This is a genomic window from Rhodococcoides corynebacterioides (genome assembly GCF_019834675.1).
GTDB lineage: Bacteria > Actinomycetota > Actinomycetes > Mycobacteriales > Mycobacteriaceae > Rhodococcoides > Rhodococcoides corynebacterioides_A.
The window spans coordinates 65,860-79,853 of the sequence record NZ_JABUBU010000012.1; the positions used below are offsets into that span (position 1 = coordinate 65,860).

Consider the following 13,994-nt stretch of genomic DNA (forward strand, 5'->3'; position numbering starts at 1 on the left):
TGCGTCCGATGTGGCGCATGTGTAATCTTCTCTCTCGGCGGTTCGAAAGGACCGGTGCCCTTCGGAAGAAGGCTCAGGAGGCGTGCCAGAGCGGCCGAATGGGAGTCACTGCTAATGACTTGACCCTTCACCGGGTCCGGAGGTTCAAATCCTCTCGCCTCCGCCACTTTCGACTTCGGTCGGAGACAACAGAAGACATGCGCCCGTAGCTCAACGGATAGAGCACTTGACTACGGATCAAGAGGTTAGGGGTTCGAATCCCTTCGGGCGCACCACGAGAACCGCCACCGGCCATGCCGGTGGCGGTTCTCGCATGTGACGACCTATCCCGCGTGCGTCGGTGCGGCCGGGGCGGTCGGTGCGCCGAGAGAATCCCGTCGGCGCACCTGCGTCCGGACCGAGGCGACCACCGCCGCGCCCAGCACGGCCACGGCCGCGAACGCGTAGAAGTTCACCTGGTACCCGAACGCCCACCCGGCGATGAGGCCGCCGAGCAACGGTCCGCAGATGGCGCCGATCCGGCCGACACCGAGGGACCAGGCCAGCGCGGTGGCGTTCAGCTTCTGCGGGTAGTGCGTGGCGCAGAACCCGCCCACCAGGATCTGGGTGCCGACGCTGCCGAGGCCGGCCACCGCGACCAGCAGGAAGAGCAGTCCGGCGGGCAGATTTTGGCTGATGAGGAAGATGGCGACACAGGCGATGAGGAACGACGCCGTGACGACCTTCTGCACGCCGATGCGGTCCGCGACGAACGACGCGCTGATCGCGCCGACGATGGCACCGAGGTTGAGGACGAGCAGGAAGGCAAGGGAACTGCCGAGCGCGAAGCCGGCGCTGCGCATGATCTGCGGCAGCCAGGTGTTGAGGCCGTAGACCAGGAGCAGTCCGCAGAAGTTGGCCGCGGCGAACAGCAGTGTGGACCGTCGCCACCGCGGGGTGAACAGTTCTCGCATGCTCGACACGGGAGGTGCGGTGTCCAGCGCGGCGGCCGCGGGGACCGGCGCGACGACGTCGTCGTAGACCAGTCCGTGCTGCGCGGCGACGTCACGGGCCTCGGCCTCGCGACCGGTGGCGGCGAGGTAGGACACCGATTCGGGGAGATAGCGAACGACGATGGGCAGCAACGTGATCAGAGGCAGAGCGCCGAGGGCGTAGAGCACCCGGAAGTCGGTCTCGGGGAGCAGCGCGATGGCGAGGAGTGCCGCGCTCACACCGCCGACGGAGTAGCCGCTGAACATCACGGCGTTCGCGATCTGGCGACGGCCCTTGGGTGCGAACTCGACGGTGAGGGCGATGCAGGTGGGCACGACACCGCCGAGGCCGATGCCGGTGAGGAACCGCAGGACGCCGAACACGACCTCGTTCGGAGCGAAGGCCGTGGCCAGCATGCAGACGGAGAACCAGGCGATGGACCCGATCATGATGCGACGGCGTCCGAACCGGTCGGTGATCAGGCCGACCGACAGGGTGCCGAGCAGCATGCCGACCAGCGCGAGGCTGCCGATGAGTCCCGCCGACCCCGTGTCCAGATCCCATCCCTCGTAGGCGATCAGGGTGGGGACGGTGGATCCGTAGACCACCAGGTCGTACCCGTCGAAGACGATGGTGACGAAGCAGAGGACGAGAACCAGCAGGCCGGAGCGCTGTCTCGTGGGTCGGGGACGCGTCATGGGCGTTTTCCTCGTTCCGAGTGGGGGGTGGGGCGCGTGAGTGCGGTCACAGTATGCCGCTGGTGTGATGATCGTCAAGAAATCGTCATAGACGTCAGACGGACGCGGCGACGGTGAATCCCCCGGCGCACGCCACGACCGACGCGCCCAGCGTGACCGCGAGCCCGACCGCCGCGGCCGTGGTCCGCCCCGACCGCGCGAGGCGGGCCGCCTGCACCATCGCGGTGCCGAACGTCGTGTAACCACCGCAGAACCCGGTTCCGACGACGGTCTGCCAGGCGTCCGGAGCGGAGTGCAGTGCCACCGCCCCGGCGAGCATCCCGAGCAGGAACGAGCCGGACACGTTGATGCCGACGGTCGCCCACGAGATCGTGGTCGACCATCGGCGAGCGACGGCGGAGTCGACGGCGAACCGGGCGACCGCGCCCAGGGCGCCGGCGAGCACCACCAGCACCGCGATCACGACGATCTCCGCACGGCTCCGGCCGCCGCGATGCCGACGACGGCGGCGACGAGACCCGCGACGATGGACGCCGCGGCGTACACCGCGGCCAGGAAAGCGGCGCCCTGGCGAATCGACTCGACGATCTCGAGCGCGAAGGTGCTGTAGGTCGTCAGCGCGCCGCAGAATCCGACGCCGAGCAGCAGCCGCAGCCGACGACGCGACCCGGTGTCCGGCCCGCGCCGGGACAGCGCCTCGAGCAGGAGCCCGAGCACGAACGAGCCGACGACGTTCACCACGACCGTGCCGGTGGGCCAACTCGTGTCGCTGTGCGGCAGGGCGGATTCGACCGCGTACCGAACGCCCGTCCCGGCCGCGCCCCCGGCGGCGACCAGACCCACCGACACCGCCGTGCGGGCGAGGGAACCGGGCATGTGCCGCTCCTCGCGGTCGATCGGGTCCACCGACGGTCGGCGGCGCCGATCAATCTACGCGTCGAGGAACGCCCGCCCGGTGGCGTTCCGGGCTCCTCGGGCGGGCGCCGGCGTCCACAACTGCTCCGGATCGACGGGATCCCGTCGATCCGGGCGAGTTGTGGGCAACCAGGGCCGCGGACGTCACCCCCGCCGCTCGGCGAGTGGCGCGTCGCGACCTGACCCGACCCGGCCCGAGCCGTCACCGCAGCAGCGCGGCCGCCTCCCCGATCACGGCGGTCCAGCTCTCGAGGTCCGGCTCGTCGTCGGTGGGGTGCGCGAGCACCGAGGTGACACCCATCTCGCCGAGCCGTGCGAAGTCCGCGGCGATCTCCTCGGCGCCGCCCCCGACGGCGATGGTGTCCGCGGAGTCCTGCCCCCACCGGGCGGCCTCGTCGCGCAGCCGTTCGGCCGCACCGGGTCCCACGGCGACCAGTCGCGGCGCGACGATCGGGTGGTCGTCGGTCGACGCGGCTCCGCGGACCTCCGCGCAGGCGGCGCGCAGCCGGTCGTCGGTGAGGGCCGCCGACAGCAGGGTGCCGTCCGAGTGCGACGCCGCGAACCGCAGCGTCTTCGGGCCCTCTCCGCCGACCATCAGCGGCTCGCCGGGGACGGGGTACTGCAGCCGCACGGCGTCGAGTCGGACGTAGCGGCCGTCGACGGTGACCTCGTCGCCGGCCAGCAGTGCGCGCAGCGCGGCGTGGTACTCGTCCAGCAACGTCATGGGCGACGCCGCCCGCGACCCCACCTGCTCCATCCAGCGCTGCACCCCGTGACCGACACCCGGCAGGAAGCGGCCCGGGAAGAGGCGCTGCAGCGACGCCACCTCCATGGCGGTCAGCGCGACGTTGCGCAGCGGCGCCGGCATGAGGCCGAGCCCCACCCGGATGCGGGACGTCGAGGCCAGCGCCACGGCCGCGGTGGTCAGCCCGCCGTGGCTGAAACAGTCCTCCCACAGCCAGAATTCGTCGAGACCGGCGGCCTCGGCGGCGCGCGCGGCCGCCGGGAGGCGGGTCGGGTCCACGGCCGGGGTGAAGACGGTGCCGATCGAGAGGGACGTCATGAGTGTCGAGGGTGGCACGAACCCGGTCGGGGAGCCACCCCGATCGGAGTAGCGTCGCTCGGTGTGAGGGAACCGCACCTGCTCGCGTCGGCGCTGCGGGACGCCGGGGTGGCCGACGTCCTGGTCGACGAGACCACGCGGGCCGCCTACTCGTCCGACGCGTCGCTCTACCGCGTGGTGCCGACCGTGGTGGCTCGGCCGCGCCACGTCGACGAGATCGACGCCGTTCTCGACGTCTGCCGCCGCACCGGCGTGCCGCTGACCACGCGCGGTGCGGGCACGTCGATCGCCGGGAACGCCGTCGGCACCGGCGTCGTCATGGACACCTCCCGGCATCTGCAGCGCATCGTCTCCGTCGATCCCGACACCCGCACCGCGGTGGTGGAACCCGGCGTCGTGCAGGCGGTTCTGCAGCGGGCCGCGGCGCCCCACGGCCTGCGCTTCGGTCCGGACCCGTCGACCTCGACGCGCTGCACGGTCGGCGGGATGATCGGCAACAACGCCTGCGGCACCCGAGCATTGGGCTACGGCCGCACGTCGGACAACATCGCGGCGCTCGACGTCCTGACGGGCACGGGCGAGCGGCTACACCTGGTGAGCGGGGCACCGCCACCGGAGTCGGCCACCGTGGACGCGCTCCGCAGTGTCGTGGGTCGCGGATTGGCCACCGTCCGAACCGAATTCGGCAGGTTCGTCCGGCAGGTGTCCGGCTACTCGCTCGAGCATCTGTTGCCCGAGCGCGGCACCGACGTTGCCCGCATGCTGGTGGGCAGCGAGGGCACGCTCGCGGTCACTCGACTCGCCACGGTCCGGCTGGTCGCCGAGCCCGAGCACCGCGTCCTGGTGGTGCTCGGCTACCCCGAGATGCCCGACGCGGGCGACGCGACGCCCAGCGTGCTGCGGTATCGGCCCACCGCGTGCGAGGGAATCGACGCCCGCATCGTCGACGTGGTCCGGACCCGATTCGGCGACGCCGCCGTCCCGACGCTGCCGCGCGGTGCGGCGTGGCTGTTCGTCGAGATCGCAGGGGACGATCCCGACGAGGTCCGGGCCCGCGCCGACGAGGTCGCGCGCGGCTGCGGCGCGGAGGACGCCGCGGTGGTCACGGACGCGGAGTCGGCGGATCGACTGTGGCGCATCCGCGCCGACGGGTCGGGGTTGTCCGCCCGCAGTCCCGTCGGACGGCCCGCGCACGCCGGGTGGGAGGACACCGCGGTGCCGCCGGAGCGGCTCGGCAGCTACCTGCGCGACTTCGAGACGCTGATGGCCGACGCCGGGGTAACGGGCCTGCCGTACGGCCACTTCGGCGACGGGTGTCTCCACATCCGCCTCGACTTCCCGCTCGATCGACGCGGGGGAGTGCCCGCGTTCCGCGAATTCCTGCACGCCGCAGCGACCGTCGTCGCCGCGTACGGCGGATCCTTGTCCGGCGAGCACGGCGACGGCCGGGCCCGGAGCGAACTGCTGCCGCTGATGTACTCCGCCGGGGCCCTCGATCTCTTCGCGGGCGTCAAGAACGTGTTCGACCCGGACGGCATTCTCAACCCGGGTGTGCTGGTCGACCCCCGGCCGCTCGACGCCGACCTCCGCATTCCCCTGGCGCTGCCGGTGCGGCGCAGCGGCTTTCGGTTCGACGAGGACGGCGGTGACGTCACGCAGGCCGTCCACCGATGCACCGGGGTGGGCAAGTGTCGCGTCGACACCACCGTCACGGGCGGGGTGATGTGCCCGTCGTACCTCGCCACCCGGGAGGAGAAGGACTCCACCCGCGGCCGTGCCCGGGTCCTGCAGGAGATGGCCGTGGGCACCGTCGTCACCGACGGGTGGCGCTCGCCCGAGGTGCACGACGCCCTCGATCTCTGCCTGTCCTGCAAGGGATGTGCGTCCGACTGCCCGACGGGCGTGGACATGGCGACGTACAAGTCCGAGATGCTGCACCAGAGCTACCGCCGTCGCCTGCGGCCCGCATCCCACTACGCCCTGGGGCGCCTGCCGCAGTGGGCGCGTCTGGCGAGCCGGGCGCCCCGCGTCGTCAACACGGTGCTGGGGTTCCCGCCCGTGCGGCGCGCCGCGCTCGCGGCCGCGGGCGTGGACCGACGACGGACGCTACCGGCCTTCGCGCCCGAGACGTTCCGAGAGTGGTTCGCCCGCACCGAGTCCGAGCGTCCGGCCGACGGTGATCCCGTCGTGCTGTTCGTCGACTCCTTCACCGACCACTTCTCGCCGGAGGTCGGCATCGCGACGGTGCAGGTGCTCAGGGACGCGGGTCTGGCGCCCCGGATCACCGCACGCCCGGTGTGCTGCGGGCTCACGTGGATCACCACCGGCCAGTTGGACGCGGCGCGGCGCATCCTGCGGCGGACGGTCACCCGGCTCGCGGACACGGCCGACGCGGGCGTGCCGATCGTCGGCATGGAGCCGTCGTGCACCGCGACCCTGCGGTCGGACGCCGCCGGTCTGCTGGGTGCGCCCGCCACCGAGACCGTCGTGGGCCGGGTCCGCACCCTCGCCGAGCTGCTGACCGAGCGCGGGTGGACGCCCCCGGACCTGACGGGCACCGCCGTCGTGGCGCAGCCGCACTGCCACCACCACGCCGTCATGGGCTGGGACGCCGATTCCGCGCTGCTGCGCACGGCGGGCGCCGACGTGACCCGACTGGGCGGATGTTGCGGCCTGGCAGGCAATTTCGGCGTCGAGAAGGGTCACTACGACGTCTCGCTCGCCGTCGCCGACCAGCATCTGATGCCGGCACTCCGCGCGGCCGAGACGTCGGCCGTCGTCCTCGCGGACGGCTACTCGTGCCGAACACAGGTCGCGGACCTGACCGAGCGCCGGGGAGTACACCTGGCGCAACTGCTCGCCGGTGCTACCGTCGAGGCGTGTCCACGATGAACCCGACCCTCGGCTCGGAGGTGGTCGGCGCTTCGGGCGCCGGCATCAGGTAACCGCGCCCCGACCGGTCTCGCGTCCCGCGACGACCGGTCATCGCTCGTACCCTGACGACACCCCGGGCGCCCCGGCGCCCGTATCCCGCACGGGCGCCCCGTCGCCCGCATCCCGAAACGGTTCTCACCCATGCATGCACTCACCCCGTCCGACCTGCGCGCCGCCATCGTCAACGCCAGTCGGAAGGAACGCTCCGACGCCTCGATCCCCGATCTCGACCCGCTCGACCTCGACGCCCTCGACTACCTCGGGTGGCGCGACACCAAGTTCGACGGCCGCGCCTACGTCGTGGTCCCCCTGGCCGACGGCGAGACCGTCGGTGTTCTGCTGCGCCAGGCCGACGCCACCCCGCGCGTGCGGACGCAGTGTTCCTGGTGCCGCGACGTCCGGCTGCCCAACGACGTCGTCTTCTACGCGGCCAAGCTCGCCGGCCCGGCGGGCAAGCGGGGCAGCACCGTGGGCACCCTCGTGTGCCGCGACTTCCAGTGCTCGGCCAACGTCCGGCGCGACCCGCCTCGGCCGTTCCCCGGATACGACATGGACGCGGCACGCGAGGAGCGCATCGCGGCGCTGCGGTCGGCGTGCGCGGGCTTCGCCGATCGGGTGCGGCGCGGCTGAGCTCCGGCTCGCGGGTCTCTACCCTTCCTCCATGACGGTTCTGCGCTCCATTGCGCTGTTCGGGGCGGCCGCGGTGCTCGAGATCGGTGGTGCCTGGCTGGTCTGGCAGGGCATTCGCGAGCACCGTGGCTGGCTCTGGATCGGCGCGGGCGTTGTGGCCCTGGGCGCGTACGGCCTGGTCGCGACGCTGCAGCCGGATGCGGAGTTCGGCCGGATCCTCGCCGCGTACGGCGGCGTGTTCGTCGCCGGGTCGCTCCTGTGGGGGATGGTCGCGGACGGGTTCCGGCCGGACCGGTACGACGTGACGGGCGCGCTGGTCTGCCTGGTCGGCGTGGCGATCATCATGTATTCGCCGCGCTGACGCGCCTCCCGGTCGACACCGGTCAGGGACGGTCGAACGACGTGACGACGTCGTGCTGCGTCCGTCGTCCCAGCGGAACGTCGCGGCTGTCGATCAGCACCGGCGTCGCCGCCGGGTCGAACAGCGCGACGACCTGCTCGCTCGGCACCGACCGCCCCTGCCCGTCGAGCATGCGCAGGGCGACGACGGCGGACGCGCACGTCCGCCCACCGGCGTCGAAGGTCTGCTCGAGGTAGGCGTTCTTGGTGTCGAAGCCGAGCAGGCGCGTGGTGACGGAGAACCGGGTCCCGAACGTCAGCGAGGCGATGTAGGTGATCGACTGCGCGGCCACCACCGGGTGCCAGCCCTGACGGCGCAGCGCCGCCCAGAGTCCGCCGCGGACGAACATGTCGACGCGGCCGGCGTCGAGAATCGACAGGTAGCGGCCGTTGTTCATGTGCAGCAGCACGTCGAGGTCGGACGGCGCGACCCGGAACCAGGTGACCGTGGTGTCGGCGCGCACCGGGCCGCGCCCGACACGCCAGGGCAGCATCTGGCGCACGAGGCGCAGGGACATCAGCACGCGCTCACTCTGCCCGACGCCGCCGGACCGCAGTGATGCGGCCGATGGTTAGAGGGCCAACTATTGGCGTAGAGTCGAATCATGGACGTCGCCGATCCGCTCGCGCTGGACCGCCAGGTGTGTTTCGCCCTGGCGGTCACCAACCGTGCCGTGCTCGGGGTCTACCGCCCGGTGCTCGAGCCGTTGGGTCTGACGCACCCGCAGTACCTGGTCATGCTCGCGCTCTGGGAGCGGTCGCCGCGGTCGGCCGGGGACATCGCCCGCACCCTGTGCCTGGATCCCGCGTCGGCCACGCCGCTGCTCAAGCGCCTCGAGACCCGCGGCCTGCTGACCCGCCGGCGCAGCGAGGATGACGAGCGACGATTGGTCGTCGAGCTCACCGCCGCGGGCCACGACCTCCGTGCGGAGGCGGAGGGGGTCCCGGCCCGCGTGATCGACGCCCTCGGGGTCGACGTCGAGGACCTCGAACGGCTGCACGCCGCCCTCTCGGTGATCAACCGACACGTCAATTCCGTTCCCGAAAGGATCGACCAGTGAGCGCTCGTCGTCCCAATCCCGTGCAGTGGCTGGGCTATTCCGTCGGCCGCACATTGCCCCCGGAGCTGCAGGGCTGGGTCCGCAACGATCTGATCGGCGACGCCGCCGTCCCGCGGCACCTGATCCGCAGCATGGTCCCGTTCCTGCCGATCTTCCTCGCGTTCCTGCTCTTTCCCGGTGAGCTGTGGCTACGCGGGGCGATGATCCTGCTCGCCGTGCTGCTCGCCCTCTTCTACTCCCTGGCGTACATGGAGCCGAACCGCCGACGCCGCCTGGCCGCGCACGGGCTGTCGCCCGACCTGCAGAACCCCAAGAAGGTCGCGCGGGAAGAACGCGAGCGCCGCAACTACGAGCGGTGGCGCCCCGGCCGCTGACCCACCCGGGAGACTGTGCCCGTGCGCATTCCTCGCCCGCGTGACCTCCGGGACGGCAGCGATCCGGATCCGCGGTTCACCCTCGCCAACGAACGCACCTTTCTTGCCTGGATCAGAACGGCCCTGGGGTTGCTCGCCGCCGCGGCGGCCCTGGAGGCGTTCGGCGATCGAGTCGTGCCCGGCGCGGTCCACGCCGTGCTCGTGGTGGGGCTCGCCGTGCTCGCGGCCGTCGTCGGCGCCACGTCGCTGGTGCGGTGGATGCGGATCGAGATCGCGTTGCGACGACGCGAGTCGCTTCCCGTCCCCGCCGCCACGGCGGTGCTGGCGTTCGGCCTCACCGTCGCGGTGGTCGTCTTTCTCGTGGGCCTCGCGGCGTGACCGGTCTGGCCCCGGAACGGACCGTGTTGGCGCGTCGGCGGACCGCGCTCGCCGTCGCGGCGACGTCGTTGCTCGTCGCGCGCGCCGTGCAGTCGACGGTGAGCGGCGCGGTGGGCGTCGTCGCGGCCGCGGGAGTGGCCGTCGTCGCCGCGGCCGCGGTGGTCGTCGTGCTCGCCGCACCGGGCCGCGCCCTGCGGCACGGCGTGCTGGTCGCGGCGCTGCTGATCCTCGCCGCTGCCGTGGTGGCCGCGTCGCTGCGGTGAGCGGACTGCAGTGCGTACGCCCCGCGGGTGGGGGTACGCAGGTCCGGTGAGAAACCGAGTCCCGTGCTGACCGCGCTGCTCTACGGCGTGGGCACCGCCCTGCCGCTGGTGATCGGCGCCGCGATCGGACTGCGGTGGTCGCTCCCGCAGCGGGTGCTGGCGGCGCTGATGGCCTTCGGTGCCGGAACCATGATCGCCGCCGTGTCGTCCGAACTCTTCGAACCCGCGTTCACGCAGGCGGGCATCGTGGTGTCGGGACTTGCGCTGATCGCGGGAGCGGGGGTCTACGTCGGCGCGAACCACCTGATCGAGAACCGCCTGGGCCCGGCCGCGATCGGTCCCGCGCTGATGCTCGGCACGATCCTGGACGGCGTTCCGGAGAACACGGCGCTCGGGGTCTCGCTCACCGCCGGCGGCGGCCTGGTGCTGCTGGTGGCCGTCGCGGTGGGCAACGTGCCCGAGGCAGTCGGCGGTGCGGCGCTCATGCGGGCCCGGCACGGGTTCTCCGCATCGCGGGCGATGGCGCTCTGGTCGCTGACCGCCGTCGTGCTCGTGGTGGTGACGGTGGTGGGGCACGCTCTGGCCGACGCGATTCCGGACGTCGGCATCTCCGCGGTCCAGGCGTTCGCCGGCGGGGCGACCCTCGCCGTCCTCGCCGACTCCCTGATGCCGGAGGCCTACAAGGACGGCGGATGGTGGGTGGGGTTGTCCACGGCCGCCGGATTCCTCGTGGCGTTCGCCCTGGGTGGCTGACGGCCGACAACTACGTGTGACCGGCCGATACACGAATGTGACCGGCATCACCGAACGGGGGCGTGCGCTTTCGGCGAGTCGTCTCGACTCATATCCAGAACGCGATGGAGACGCCGTCGCATCGAGAGAAAGGATGTGTCATGGGATTCGTCGACAAGGCCAAGAACGCTGCAGAGGACGCCATCGGCAAGGCCAAGGAAGTTGTCGGTGACGTCACCGACAACAAGGACCTCGAGGCCGAGGGCAAGAAGGATCAGGGCTCGGCCGGCGCCAAGAAGATCGGCGAGAACGTGAAGGACGCCTTCAAGTAAGGATCCACTTTTCTCCGAGCGGCGTCGGACCCCTGTGCGGGGTTCGACGCCGCTCGTGTCTTCTCGGCCCGATTATCCAATTCCGTACCGCGCGGGCATGTTTCGTGAAATCGCGGACGGAGTAACCCCCTCATCATCGCCGCCGGCACTCGCTGGAGGCTCTGCGAAAGGCACGACCATGACCGATACCGCCCACACCACGCATACCGGACGCAAGCGCGCCGGAGGGTTCCTCTCGACGCTGTCCCTGCTGCTCTCGCTCGTCCTCGTGGTCGCTCTGGTGATCTTCGTTCTCCAGAACTCCAACTCGACGACCATCGACTTCCTCGGGTGGAACCTGGACCTGAGCCAGGGCGTCGCTCTGCTGGGTGCCGCGGTGGTCGGCGCGGTCATCGCCTTCTTCGTCTCCGGTGCGCTGCGCGTGCGTCGCGCCGTGCGCTGACACAAACCACAACGAGAACTACACAGTCGAGAACCGAGAAGAGCCGCCCACCGAATCGGTGGGCGGCTCTTCTCGTGGTACCTGGTGCGTGTTGCCGGGGGGTCAGTCGTCGCCGCGCGGCGGGATGTCCGCCGCCACGCCGCCACCGTTGTGCTCCGGGCCGGCATCCGGGTGACCGGCGGGGACGCGGTTGCGGAAGCGTGCGGCCTCGCTCGGCTGGGACGACGAGCCGCCGACGCGCTCACCGCGGTAGGGGCCGGGCTTCGGGCGCGGCTTGCCGCCCGGGAACGCCAGCCGGATGATGGTGCGCTGCACCGTGCCCCACTGCTTGGACAGCGGGCCCGTGTTGTACGGCAGCTGGTAGCGCTCGCAGATGTCCTTGATCTTCGGCGCGACTTCCTTGTACCGGGTGCTGGGCATGTCCGGGTAGAGGTGGTGCTCCACCTGGTAGCTCAGGTTGCCGGACATCAGGTGGAAGAGCGCGGAGCCCTCGATGTTGGCCGCCCCGACGAGCTGCCGGACGTACCAGCCGCCGCGGGTCTCGTTCTCCACTTCCTTCTGGCTGAAGGTGTACGCCTGGTCCGGGAAGTGGCCGCAGAAGATGATGCCGTGCGACCACACGTTGCGGATGATGTTGGCGACGAAGTTCGCGGCGAACGTGTTGACGAACGTCTGCTCGATGCCGGCCCCGTGCCGATCGAGGACCGACGCCACCCGACGCGCTCCGCGAGCGGAACTGACGTCACGCAGCCGCTTGCCGAGCTTGGACTTGCCGGAACCGGAGACCCGGCCACCGGTGGCCACCTGGGCGGCGCCGTAGGCGACCGCGCTGACCGCCGGCCAGCCGATGTAGTCCTTGACGATCTGGCGACGCGCCTTGGTGGCGATGCCGCGCAGATCGGTGAGCACGTCCTTGACCGGCTTCTCGCCGCGTCGGATCGCCTCGATGTCGAGATCGTGGAGCGCGACGCCCCACTCGAAGAACGCCATGAGCAGCAGGTTGTAGAACGGCTGCGCGAGGTAGACCGGCGACCACTTCTGGTGCGGATCGATGCGCATGATCTCGTAGCCGAGATCCTTGTCCTTGCCGCGAATGTTGGTGTACGTGTGGTGCACGTAGTTGTGCGAGTGCTTCCACGCCTCGGCGGTGGATGCGGTGTCCCAGTCCCACACCGACGAGTGGATGTCCGGATCGTTCATCCAGTCCCACTGGCCGTGCATGACGTTGTGGCCGATCTCCATGTTCTCGAGAATCTTCGCGATTCCGAGGCATGCCGTTCCGGCCACCCACGCCGTCTTGGACTTCGATCCGAACAGGATCACGCGGCCGGCGACGGCGAGCTGCCGCTGTGCCGCGATCACCGTGGTGATGTAGTTCCGATCGCGTTCGCCGAGATCCGCGTAGACCTCGTCGTGAATGGCGTCGAATTCCTTGGCCAATGCTTCGATGGTCTCGTCGCTCAGATGAGCGAGTGGACTGACGACGTCGTTCGTCCGGCTCGTGTCGACGCTCATGACGATTCCTCCCCTGTAGATACCGCGTGGCGGTAATGGCAACCGGTCTCGTCAGAGATCGATCTCGATGTCTCCCTCGGCAGTGTTGACGCAGATGCGTACTGCCTGCCCCGTAGGTTCCGAGACTTCCCCGTTCCGCAAGTCCCTCAAACGCCCCTTCTTCAGGGTGCCCGTGCAGGTGTGGCAGATGCCGATGCGGCAGCCGAACTTGAGGTCCAGTCCGGCTTCCTCGCCGGCCGCGAGAATCGGTGTGCCGCCGTCGCATTCGACGTCCTGATCGCTGCGCAGGAAGCGGACCGTGCCGCCCTCGCCCTCCTCGTCGCCGCTGCCGATGACGGGCTGAAAACTCTCGTTGTGGAACTTGTCCGGATCGCCGTTCTCCTTCCACCAGGCTTTCAGATCGTCCAGGAGATCCGCCGGGCCGGAGCAGAATGCTTGACGCTCACGCCAATCGGGGCACAACTCGTCCAGATCGGACGCCTTCATGCGGCCCCGGTCCTCGGTGACACGAATGTCGAGGTTCAGGGTGGAATGCTTGCGGTCCAGTCGCTCGAGGGTCTCCGAGAACATGCACTGATCCCGGCTGTGCACGGAATGGATGACGACGACGTCCTTCATCTGGTCCAGATGGTCGAGCTCGCGCAGCATGCTCATGATCGGCGTGATGCCGCTGCCGGCGCTGATGTAGAGCAGCTTGTCCGGCACCGGATCGGGCAGCGTGAAGACGCCCTCGACCTCGCTGAGTCGGACGATGTCGCCCGGCTTGATCTTCTCCACGAGGAAGGGCGACACGGTGCCCTCCGGAACGAGCTTGGGGCTGACCGAGATGAGGCCGTTGTCGCCGTGCGGGTCCGAGGTGAGCGAGTAGGCGCGCCAGTGATAGCGACCGTCGATCAGCACGCCGAGGCGCAGGTACTGACCGGGCTCGTGACCGCCCCACTCGTACCCGGGCTTGATGAACACCGAGACGGCGTCGGTTCCCTCACGTTCGACGTGGTCGACCTTCCCGCGGAGCTCCCGCGTGGTCCACAGCGGATTGATCATCTCGAAGTAGTCGTCCGGCCGCAGCGGGTTCGACAGATGTTTGAACGCCTTGAGCATGGTTCGCCGGAGGACCGACACCTGGGGGCGTGCACCGCGTTCAGCCATGGCGCCAACGGTACTGTGACCGCCGGTGACAGGTGTCCGAACACGCAATAGTGGACGCTGTCGGACGTGGTGCGACCAGGCGCACTCCACCGTCGGCGGTTCAAACTGTCGAAGTCTCTCGAGAACGGTGCCGCGCG

At 70.3% G+C, this 13,994-nt stretch carries 17 protein-coding genes and 2 tRNA genes; 12 read left to right on the forward strand and 7 right to left on the reverse strand.

What is annotated here, in order from left to right; translation table 11 throughout:
- Positions 1–76 precede the first annotated feature (76 nt).
- Together HQ603_RS12995 and HQ603_RS13000 are read left to right on the forward strand one after the other, a co-directional pair.
- Positions 77–166 (forward strand) — tRNA-Ser (locus tag HQ603_RS12995).
- Between the two features lie 33 nt (positions 167–199).
- Positions 200–275: transfer RNA gene (locus HQ603_RS13000), tRNA-Arg, on the forward strand.
- A 48-nt stretch (positions 276–323) separates the two neighbouring features.
- Here HQ603_RS13000 and HQ603_RS13005 read toward each other — a convergent pair.
- From HQ603_RS13005 to HQ603_RS13020, 4 genes are all read right to left on the reverse strand, one after another.
- Positions 324–1,670, reverse strand: a complete 1,347-nt coding sequence (locus tag HQ603_RS13005) for an MFS transporter (protein ID WP_222684941.1) — start codon at positions 1,668–1,670, stop codon at positions 324–326.
- Positions 1,671–1,764: 94 nt separating this feature from the next.
- Entirely contained in the window at positions 1,765–2,133 is a 369-nt protein-coding gene (locus tag HQ603_RS13010) for a fluoride efflux transporter FluC (RefSeq protein WP_371831051.1), read from the reverse strand.
- Positions 2,130–2,546 carry a FluC/FEX family fluoride channel gene (locus HQ603_RS13015; protein ID WP_222684972.1) on the reverse strand — a complete coding sequence of 139 codons (417 nt, stop codon included), beginning with the start codon at positions 2,544–2,546 and terminating at the stop codon, positions 2,130–2,132. The genes HQ603_RS13010 and HQ603_RS13015 overlap by 4 nt, the downstream gene beginning before the upstream one ends.
- Before the next feature lie 241 nt (positions 2,547–2,787).
- Positions 2,788–3,648 (reverse strand): LLM class flavin-dependent oxidoreductase, encoded by an 861-nt coding sequence (locus tag HQ603_RS13020; RefSeq protein ID WP_222684942.1) that lies wholly within the window; start codon positions 3,646–3,648, stop codon positions 2,788–2,790.
- A 63-nt stretch (positions 3,649–3,711) separates the two neighbouring features.
- Between HQ603_RS13020 and HQ603_RS13025 the strand changes: the two genes are divergently transcribed.
- The 3 genes from HQ603_RS13025 (at position 3,712) to HQ603_RS13035 (ending at position 7,573) form a co-directional block, all read left to right on the forward strand.
- A complete protein-coding gene (locus HQ603_RS13025) occupies positions 3,712–6,540 on the forward strand; it encodes an FAD-binding and (Fe-S)-binding domain-containing protein (protein WP_308126512.1) in 2,829 nt (942 codons plus the stop codon).
- 183 nt (positions 6,541–6,723) lie between these two features.
- Positions 6,724–7,212: an FBP domain-containing protein gene (locus tag HQ603_RS13030; RefSeq protein WP_222684943.1), complete on the forward strand. Its 489-nt coding sequence runs from the start codon at positions 6,724–6,726 to the stop codon at positions 7,210–7,212.
- A gap of 31 nt (positions 7,213–7,243) precedes the next feature.
- On the forward strand, positions 7,244–7,573 hold the full coding sequence (locus tag HQ603_RS13035) for a YnfA family protein (RefSeq protein WP_222684944.1): 330 nt from the start codon (positions 7,244–7,246) through the stop codon (positions 7,571–7,573).
- A gap of 22 nt (positions 7,574–7,595) precedes the next feature.
- On the opposite strand, the gene HQ603_RS13040 is transcribed toward HQ603_RS13035, so the two are convergent.
- Positions 7,596–8,129, reverse strand: a complete 534-nt coding sequence (locus tag HQ603_RS13040; protein ID WP_261773809.1) for a thioesterase family protein — start codon at positions 8,127–8,129, stop codon at positions 7,596–7,598.
- An 87-nt stretch (positions 8,130–8,216) separates the two neighbouring features.
- On the opposite strand from HQ603_RS13040, the gene HQ603_RS13045 reads away from it, so the two are divergent.
- The 7 genes from HQ603_RS13045 (at position 8,217) to HQ603_RS13075 (ending at position 11,193) form a co-directional block, all read left to right on the forward strand.
- Positions 8,217–8,672 carry a MarR family winged helix-turn-helix transcriptional regulator gene (locus HQ603_RS13045; protein WP_222684946.1) on the forward strand — a complete coding sequence of 152 codons (456 nt, stop codon included), beginning with the start codon at positions 8,217–8,219 and terminating at the stop codon, positions 8,670–8,672.
- Entirely contained in the window at positions 8,669–9,046 is a 378-nt protein-coding gene (locus HQ603_RS13050) for a DUF5313 family protein (protein ID WP_222684947.1), read from the forward strand. The genes HQ603_RS13045 and HQ603_RS13050 overlap by 4 nt, the downstream gene beginning before the upstream one ends.
- Positions 9,047–9,067: 21 nt before the next feature.
- On the forward strand, positions 9,068–9,424 hold the full coding sequence (locus HQ603_RS13055) for a YidH family protein (protein WP_308126513.1): 357 nt from the start codon (positions 9,068–9,070) through the stop codon (positions 9,422–9,424).
- A complete protein-coding gene (locus tag HQ603_RS13060) occupies positions 9,421–9,687 on the forward strand; it encodes a DUF202 domain-containing protein (protein WP_222684949.1) in 267 nt (88 codons plus the stop codon). Before HQ603_RS13055 ends, HQ603_RS13060 begins: the two co-directional genes overlap by 4 nt.
- 63 nt (positions 9,688–9,750) lie before the next feature.
- Positions 9,751–10,440, forward strand: a complete 690-nt coding sequence (locus HQ603_RS13065) for a ZIP family metal transporter (protein ID WP_222684950.1) — start codon at positions 9,751–9,753, stop codon at positions 10,438–10,440.
- 140 nt (positions 10,441–10,580) lie between these two features.
- On the forward strand, positions 10,581–10,751 hold the full coding sequence (locus HQ603_RS13070; RefSeq protein ID WP_068106546.1) for a CsbD family protein: 171 nt from the start codon (positions 10,581–10,583) through the stop codon (positions 10,749–10,751).
- Positions 10,752–10,929: 178 nt separating this feature from the next.
- A complete protein-coding gene (locus HQ603_RS13075) occupies positions 10,930–11,193 on the forward strand; it encodes a lipopolysaccharide assembly protein LapA domain-containing protein (protein WP_068150208.1) in 264 nt (87 codons plus the stop codon).
- 102 nt (positions 11,194–11,295) lie between these two features.
- On the opposite strand, the gene HQ603_RS13080 is transcribed toward HQ603_RS13075, so the two are convergent.
- Entirely contained in the window at positions 11,296–12,708 is a 1,413-nt protein-coding gene (locus HQ603_RS13080) for a fatty acid desaturase family protein (protein ID WP_222684951.1), read from the reverse strand.
- Between the two features lie 51 nt (positions 12,709–12,759).
- On the reverse strand, positions 12,760–13,857 hold the full coding sequence (locus tag HQ603_RS13085; protein ID WP_222684952.1) for a ferredoxin reductase: 1,098 nt from the start codon (positions 13,855–13,857) through the stop codon (positions 12,760–12,762).
- Between the last annotated feature and the right edge of the window lie 137 nt (positions 13,858–13,994).

Excerpts from the sequence above, each read along its gene's own strand:
- HQ603_RS13035 (WP_222684944.1), top strand. The coding sequence starts at position 7,244 with ATGACGGTTCTGCGCTCCATTGCGCTGTTCGGGGCGGCCGCGGTGCTC.
- HQ603_RS13075 (WP_068150208.1), top strand. The coding sequence starts at position 10,930 with ATGACCGATACCGCCCACACCACGCATACCGGACGCAAGCGCGCCGGA.
- HQ603_RS13020 (WP_222684942.1), bottom strand. The coding sequence starts at position 3,648 with ATGACGTCCCTCTCGATCGGCACCGTCTTCACCCCGGCCGTGGACCCG.
- HQ603_RS13085 (WP_222684952.1), bottom strand. The coding sequence starts at position 13,857 with ATGGCTGAACGCGGTGCACGCCCCCAGGTGTCGGTCCTCCGGCGAACC.
- HQ603_RS13080 (WP_222684951.1), bottom strand. The coding sequence starts at position 12,708 with ATGAGCGTCGACACGAGCCGGACGAACGACGTCGTCAGTCCACTCGCT.
- HQ603_RS13030 (WP_222684943.1), top strand. The coding sequence starts at position 6,724 with ATGCATGCACTCACCCCGTCCGACCTGCGCGCCGCCATCGTCAACGCC.
- HQ603_RS13005 (WP_222684941.1), bottom strand. The coding sequence starts at position 1,670 with ATGACGCGTCCCCGACCCACGAGACAGCGCTCCGGCCTGCTGGTTCTC.
- HQ603_RS13070 (WP_068106546.1), top strand. The coding sequence starts at position 10,581 with ATGGGATTCGTCGACAAGGCCAAGAACGCTGCAGAGGACGCCATCGGC.
- HQ603_RS13040 (WP_261773809.1), bottom strand. The coding sequence starts at position 8,129 with ATGTCCCTGCGCCTCGTGCGCCAGATGCTGCCCTGGCGTGTCGGGCGC.
- HQ603_RS13045 (WP_222684946.1), top strand. The coding sequence starts at position 8,217 with ATGGACGTCGCCGATCCGCTCGCGCTGGACCGCCAGGTGTGTTTCGCC.
- HQ603_RS13015 (WP_222684972.1), bottom strand. The coding sequence starts at position 2,546 with ATGCCCGGTTCCCTCGCCCGCACGGCGGTGTCGGTGGGTCTGGTCGCC.